At 59.0% G+C, this 6,716-nt stretch carries 4 protein-coding genes and 2 rRNA genes; 2 read left to right on the top strand and 4 right to left on the bottom strand.

Features of this window, described 5'->3' with window-relative positions:
• The first annotated feature begins 24 nt into the window (after nt 1-24).
• Together rrf (KGA85_RS28465) and rrf (KGA85_RS28460) are read left to right on the top strand one after the other, a co-directional pair.
• A 5S ribosomal RNA gene (gene rrf / locus KGA85_RS28465) occupies nt 25-140 on the top strand.
• 108 nt (nt 141-248) lie between these two features.
• A 5S ribosomal RNA gene (gene rrf, locus KGA85_RS28460) occupies nt 249-364 on the top strand.
• A 105-nt stretch (nt 365-469) separates the two neighbouring features.
• Here rrf (KGA85_RS28460) and KGA85_RS28455 read toward each other — a convergent pair.
• The 4 genes from KGA85_RS28455 to KGA85_RS28440 are packed head-to-tail and all read right to left on the bottom strand — an operon-like array spanning nt 470 to nt 6,092.
• Nucleotides 470-937 carry an SRPBCC family protein gene (locus tag KGA85_RS28455; RefSeq protein WP_223461821.1) on the bottom strand — a complete coding sequence of 156 codons (468 nt, stop codon included), beginning with the start codon at nt 935-937 and terminating at the stop codon, nt 470-472.
• Between the two features lie 22 nt (nt 938-959).
• Nucleotides 960-4,376 carry a non-ribosomal peptide synthetase gene (locus KGA85_RS28450; RefSeq protein WP_223461819.1) on the bottom strand — a complete coding sequence of 1,139 codons (3,417 nt, stop codon included), beginning with the start codon at nt 4,374-4,376 and terminating at the stop codon, nt 960-962.
• A gap of 13 nt (nt 4,377-4,389) precedes the next feature.
• Nucleotides 4,390-5,319 carry a diiron oxygenase gene (locus KGA85_RS28445; protein ID WP_223461817.1) on the bottom strand — a complete coding sequence of 310 codons (930 nt, stop codon included), beginning with the start codon at nt 5,317-5,319 and terminating at the stop codon, nt 4,390-4,392.
• Nucleotides 5,316-6,092 carry a DUF3050 domain-containing protein gene (locus KGA85_RS28440; protein WP_223461815.1) on the bottom strand — a complete coding sequence of 259 codons (777 nt, stop codon included), beginning with the start codon at nt 6,090-6,092 and terminating at the stop codon, nt 5,316-5,318. Before KGA85_RS28440 ends, KGA85_RS28445 begins: the two co-directional genes overlap by 4 nt.
• Nucleotides 6,093-6,716: the final 624 nt, after the last annotated feature.

The following is a 6,716-nucleotide window of genomic DNA, read 5'->3' as shown; positions in this document are numbered from 1 at the left end:
GGTCACGACTCAGTACCCGAATTTCTTGACGACCATAGAGCGTTGGAACCACCTGATCCCATCCCGAACTCAGCAGTGAAACGATGCATCGCCGATGGTAGTGTGGGGTTTCCCCATGTGAGAGTAGGTCATCGTCAAGATTAAATTCCGAAACCCCTATCTGCGTATGCAGGTAGGGGTTTTGTTTTAGTAGAAGTCACCAATTTTCACTGGCACGTTAAAGTTCTAACGGGCCGGTCACAGAATTTCTTGACGACCATAGAGCGTTGGAACCACCTGATCCCATCCCGAACTCAGCAGTGAAACGATGCATCGCCGATGGTAGTGTGGGGTTTCCCCATGTGAGAGTAGGTCATCGTCAAGATTGAATTCCGAAACCCCTGTCTGCTTACGCAGACAGGGGTTTTGTCGTTTCAGGGGTACTGAAAAGCCCGTTGTGGTGCCTCTCCACAACGGGCTTTTTCACGTCTTACGCAAACAGCTTCAGCACATTGTTCATCGCATCATCGGCAAAACCCTGTACGAAAGCCTTGAAGCCCGGCAGCGTCTCGGCACCTCCCTGCGCCGGCTCGGCGATGATGGTCCAGGTGGCTCGGGACTTGCCCGCATTCAGTGGTTCAACGCTCATCGCTGCCCACAGATTGGCCACACCCAGGGTGTTGTAGATAGTGGTCCAGGTCATGTGCCGTGCCTGGTCGTCCCGGGAGTTGAGTTGCTCGACCACCAGGTTGCCGTCCTTGAAAAACTTTTTGCGCAGCGATGACACACCTTCGCCGGTCATTTCGATGTGCGACAGCGCCGGGATGAAGCGATCGAAGCCGGCAAAGTTACCGACAACGGCCCATACCTGCGCGGCATCGGCGGGCACCTCCACCGAGGACACCACGTGGCAGCCTTGAGGGTTTTTGATCAGGGTATCGGGTTGCAGAGTACTCATGGTCTTGCTCCGTTTGGTTGAGTCAGATGAAATTGATTTCTTTGAGGTAGTCGCAGCCGCGACGCAGCAGCGCCGGGGACTTTTGCGGGTAGTGCGCGCCCATTAGCCGAACACCGGCCTGGGCGTTGTCGTGACCGATCATCGAGATATCGCCGATGTCCTCCTCGAAGCCGTTGAGGTAGAACCCCAGCACGCCGAACAACGCGTTGTCGCTGTCGACCCGATCCAGCTGCTGTTGCCAGTCGGCGACGCTGACCATCGCGAATTCGCGTCCCGCCTCGCGGAAGGACGCCACGTAGTTGTCCCAGCTCAAGGGCTCGGGGTTGTGCAGGTTGAATACCGCTTGTTCCGGTTGATAACGACTGGCGTGGAAGGCGATGAATCGGGCGAGAAAGTCCACCGGCATCAAGTCGAAGTTCAAGGCGAACTCCGGCACCTGGCCAAGCTGGATCGAGCCCTTTAGCATCAGCATCAGGCGATTCTTGTGCGGCTGGCACACGCCCGTAAGGCTGTTGAAGCTGATGTTGCCGGGGCGGTAGAGATTGACCCGCACCCCAAGCTCCCGGGCCCGTTCGAGGATGCGCTCGCCCACCCATTTGGACAGGTTGTAGCCGTTCTTGATGTAGATCGGTGGTGTAGGTGCGGCCGGCAACTCAAGCACTCGGCCATCGGCGGATATCGTGCTGGAGGCCGAGAGCGTCGAGACGAAATTGAAGATTTTTTTGCTGCGTCCTTCGCACAGGCGCAAGCATTCGAAAATCGGCTCGACGTTGTCCCGGGCCAGCGACTCGTAATCGAGGACGTGATTGACGTTGGCCGCGTTGTGCACCAGAGCGCCAAACTCCTGATCCAGTCGCTGGTAAACCTCGGGCACCAAACCGAGTTCCGGCCGCGTGATGTCTGCCGCGTAAACCCGCACCCGGGTCAAATCCAGATGTTCCAGACGGTTCTCCTGCAACGCCTGGGCAAAGCGCTCGTCCGCCGATTGGCCATTGCCGCCGCGAACCAGGCAGGCGACTTCGCTGGCACCCCAGGCCAGCAACGCTTCGACGATGTGTACACCGACAAAACTGTTGGCACCGGTGACGATCACCTTGTGCACATCGCCCATGCGGCTGACGGGCAGCGGCTGAACATCCAGTTCGCGGAACGCATCGCGCATGGCCTGTTCGCTCAGCACTTCTTCGCTGCCGGAGCCGCGTACCAATGTCGCCAGTTTCGCGAGGGTGGGCATTTCGATGAAACGGTTGATCGAGATGCTGCGCCCGAACTCTTCGCGCAATCGCAGGAGCATGCGCGACAGCAGGATCGAGTGCCCGCCCAGATTGAAGAAGCTTTCGTCGGTGGAAATGTCGCTCGCCGGCAGCTCCAGCAACTGCGCCCAGATCTCCAGCAGCAGGGCCTCATCGGGGCTGACGGGCAGACGTCGTGGAGGGCGCTCGGTGACGTTGAGCGGCAGCTCCAGAAGCGCTTTGCGGTCGACCTTGCCATTGCTGGCGTAGGGCATGCCTGCCAGCTCGGTCCATGCAACGGGGAGCATGTAGTCCGGCAGGTGCTGTTTCGCGTGGGCCTTCAAGGCTTGGCGGGCGCCGCCGGGGAGGTCTTCCCGGGGTTGAGCAAGGAAAGCCAGAATCCGCCGCTGGCTATCAATGACCACGGTAACCTGGCGGTACAACTGGCTGTCGCGCAGGCAGCGCTCAATCTCTTCCGGCTCGACCCGGAAGCCGCGAATCTTCACCTGATTATCACGCCGACCGCACAGCTCGATCCCTTCCGCCGTCCACTTCGCCATGTCCCCGGTGCGATAGACGCGCAGGGTCCGGCCATCAGGCAAGTTCAGGTCCAGATAACGCTCAGAGGTTTGCTGCGGGTTGTTCAGGTAACCCAGGCACACGCCTGGGCCGGCGATGTACAGCTCACCGACGGTCTGTTCGGCCACCGGTTGAAAGTCATCATCGAGAATCAACACCTGGCTGTTGGCGATCGGTGCCCCCAGCGAGCGGTTGTTGTCGCCCGTCTGTAGGCGTCGCGCCGTAATCAGCACCGTGGCTTCGGTGGGCCCGTAGAGGTTGTAGAGCTTGCCCTGACGGCTCAGTTGCTCGATGACCCACGGCTCGCAGACATCGCCGCCGGTCATCACATGATCCAGGCACTGCAACTGCTCCAGAGGCAGGATGCTCAACAAGGCCGGGGGCAAAAAGGCGTGGCTCAGTTGCCAATGACGAATCAGTTCCACCAGTTGCAGGGGATCACGGCGTTGGTCATCGCCGGGCACGATCAGCTCGGCGCCTTGCAACAGGGTGGGGAAGATGTCGATCAGTGATGAGTCGAAACTCAACGAAGAAAACTGCAACACCCGGCTCTGTCCGGTCAGTTGCACATAGTCGGCGTACCAGTGGGTGAAGTGCGCGAGGTTGGCCTGGCTGAGTAGCACGCCCTTCGGATGGCCGGTGGTACCCGAGGTGTAGAGCGCCATGCAGGGCGCATCGAGGTCGGGGCGTTGGCGCATCAACGGTTGAGTGAGGTCTGCTTCATGGGCGCCGATACTGCTGATGTCCAGCCCTGGCATCTCGCTCGCCAGGGGATGCTCGCCGTCATGCAGCAACAACACCGCGCCGGCGTTCGACAGGATGTACTGCTGACGTTGCAACGGATGGCTTGGCTCCAGCGGCAAGTACACCGCGCCGCTGCCCAGGATCGCCAGGATTCCCGCATACAGCGCACTGCATTTGGGCAGACAGATCGCGATGACGACCGGGCCTTGATGCTGATCCAGCAGCGGCAGACGTTGTTGGATGGCGCGGCTGTGTACGTGCAACTGGCGATAGTCGAGGGTGTTGCCGGCGATGCTCAAGGCCGGATGGTCGGCGCTCTGGATGCATTGTTGCTCCAGCCTTTCGATCATCGGCGTTAGCGCGAGTTGTTGCAGTCGTGGGTCAGCGGTGGCATTGAGGCGATGCACGAACGCGAGGCTGTCCAGGAACCGCAGGCTCTCGATGCGCTCGAAGCGGACAGGTACGGCGGGTACGGCGGGTACGGCGAGCCGAAAATAGTCGGCATCCCTCGAGTAGCGGCTGACCAGCAGCGCCACGTGGTCAACCAGTGCTGTCATGGCCTGCATACGCAACGCCTGGCCGTTACCCGACGGTTCATCGGCGATAGGTACACGGCTCAGCAGCGTTGAACCATGCCAGCACAACACGTCCAGCGATGGCAGGCCGGACGCCTGCGGCAGGCCAAGGCCCAATTGCAATGTCAGGCGTGGCGCCTGACAGGTGAACTGGAGCGACGTACCATCGTCGATCAGTAGATCCGCAGGCCCCGGCATTTCGTCGAGTGCGGATATCCGCGTCAGTGAGTGACCGTGTTGTTCGAGTTCCAGCGCCAGGTCGGTCATGGCCTGGCTTTGTCCGCTGAGCAAGATGTCGAGACGTCTCATGATGGGCTCCTCGTCAAACCAGGTAGTCGCTGAGGGCGGTTTGTACGCACGGCGAATCGAGCAGCGAACTGCTGTGGAAAAACCGCACAATGTTGGCCACCAGCGGGTGATGGCGATTGATCGGGAAGGCCAGTGCCGACACTTCGTTCTTGAGGGCGTGGCGCGTCGCGTCGTTGATCTGCAGTGCGTCGATCAGGCGGATGTCGAAGGATTTTTGGATGTCGTTGGTCAGGTAATGAGCAATGAACACCGGCAGGATCTGCGCGATGCACTGGCGGTCGTCTGCACTTGCGGCATGCCAGTAGATGCGTACCAGCCGCGCCCAAAAACCGGAGTGACGCCCCTCGTCCAGCAAGTGATCGGCCATCAGGCCCTTGATCGATTGCTTGACCGTGTCGTCCTTGGCGAACGCGGCGACATCACCGGTCACCGTGTTTTCAGCGATGGCCACGCAGATCAGTTCTACAGCGCTACGCAGGTGCTCCGGTGCGAGCGCCACGGCCGCTGGTATCGCCCGGCTCAGCTCGATCTCATCCGGCAACTCAATGGGGGTGATGCCGGTCAACGCGATGGTCTGTTGCATGAAATCCATCGCCACCAGCGCGTGGTAATCCTCGTCCACCACCACGGTCATGGCGTCATAGCGGCAGGCGAACGGGAACTCGACCGCGAAGCGATTCTTGGCGATGCTGCGGGCGGTTTTGTCGACGATCTCGGTTTCGAAGATCACCACATCGTTGATGAACTTGTAGAGGGTCTGCACCAGGGCGAAGTCGCGCTGTTCCGGGCATTGGCGCAGAAAGGTTTCGCTCAGCACCAGCGGTTGGCGGCTCAAGGGGTAGATCAGTTTGTCGTCGTTCTCCAGCACGCGGCGCGGGCGCGTACGGATGGTCGCGCGGCTCTCCCAGGCGTCGGCGAAAGATTGGTAGTCGGTGGCGTTCATGCGCTCACCTCCACGACGGATTCGTTCATGCTCAGGCGCAACCCGTCCCACAGGGCGATACGACTTTCCACTGCGGCGATAGCGCTGGCATACACGTCTTCCTGCCGTTGCGGATCGCTATCGACCAGTCGCGACAGGAGCTTTTCCGCTGCCGGGCCATGGTCCTCGGAATCGACCTCAATGTGCCGTTCGAGGTAGTACCGGAAAGTCGGCGCCTGCGCGATGCCGATGCCCCAATCGTCGAGGATGCGCTGGAACATCTGCGGGATAACGCTTTCGCGACCGTGCAGAAACGCCGCCGCCACACTGTGACCCGGCGCATGCAGTGCTGTGTGCAGCGTATGGCGAACGAAATCTGCGGCCGTCGGATCGACGTTGACGCTCTGCAAGGCCACGTCGTAACTCACGCCTTCTTGTTGCAGGGCCACGAAGCGTTCGATGGCAATGGTGCAGGCGCCGACTTCGCGCATTGCATCCAGGTACAACTCGAAGTGGCTGTAGTGGCCCTGGGCCGGGCGATCATCCGACTCTTCACCCAGCACGATCTCGTTGATCAACCGCGCGGCCTGAGGATCCAGCGGTGGCAGCCAGGGCAGTCGCACGCAGGTCAGCTCCTGTTGCAGGCGCTTGGTCAGCGACATGAAGTCCCATACGGCAAACACGTGGGTTTCCATGAAGCGTCGCAGGACGGGCAGCGAATGTATTTCAGAAAAGATCGGGTGTTCGCTAAGTTCGGATTTTTTTTGAATCAGACGTTCTTTAGTTGGTTTCATGGATGAGCCTGTAATTGATCTTTGGTAAGAACTAATCAAGCACTGAAGTTCGCTGAAGGTTTTCTCCTAACGAACAGGTACCTCAAACTAATTGATCTTTTTCAGTGCCATGGATGCCGAGTGGCTGAGGCGTTGTAGCCGTTTGTGGCTGACGGCGAAGAAAAACTAATACACATATAAAGTATTGATCAAGTTGTTTCGGTATTATTTTAGTATTCAACTTTTTTGAAGATGATAAGTTTCAATAAAACTTTTTATATTGGTTTTATTTGGGCGTGGTTACTCCTCCCGGCTTATATAAGTCAGAATTGAATAAAGAGTGAATGCCTCACTCGAAGTAACTTTTTTAGCGGGTGTCGTTGGGGATGTCTGAGGGGGTGGAAGTGGGGCGCGAGTGATGCCGATCCTTCCGTTCCCGTGATGAGGCTCCTTCCTTCGCTTCTGGGGGCAGGGACTGCTCCATTCGCACGGAGCGTCACCCGTTATTTGTCCTGGTTATCCAGAGTGGGCGTAAATCGAGGTGGCCGCCATTACTGAGGCATCACGCAAACGTTGTAACGGTCGGGTTTTAAGGCGGCGGGGCGTTGGGGCGCGGCATGGCGCCGCAAAGGTGGTGTGGTATGG

The organism is Pseudomonas sp. GL-B-12, assembly GCF_019955895.1.
Lineage (GTDB): Bacteria > Pseudomonadota > Gammaproteobacteria > Pseudomonadales > Pseudomonadaceae > Aquipseudomonas.
Note: the sequence above shows the minus strand (reverse complement) of the source record. Positions and strands in the feature narration are given on the sequence as shown.

Excerpts from the sequence above, each read along its gene's own strand:
- KGA85_RS28455 (WP_223461821.1), bottom strand. The coding sequence starts at position 937 with ATGAGTACTCTGCAACCCGATACCCTGATCAAAAACCCTCAAGGCTGC.
- KGA85_RS28450 (WP_223461819.1), bottom strand. The coding sequence starts at position 4,376 with ATGAGACGTCTCGACATCTTGCTCAGCGGACAAAGCCAGGCCATGACC.
- KGA85_RS28445 (WP_223461817.1), bottom strand. The coding sequence starts at position 5,319 with ATGAACGCCACCGACTACCAATCTTTCGCCGACGCCTGGGAGAGCCGC.
- KGA85_RS28440 (WP_223461815.1), bottom strand. The coding sequence starts at position 6,092 with ATGAAACCAACTAAAGAACGTCTGATTCAAAAAAAATCCGAACTTAGC.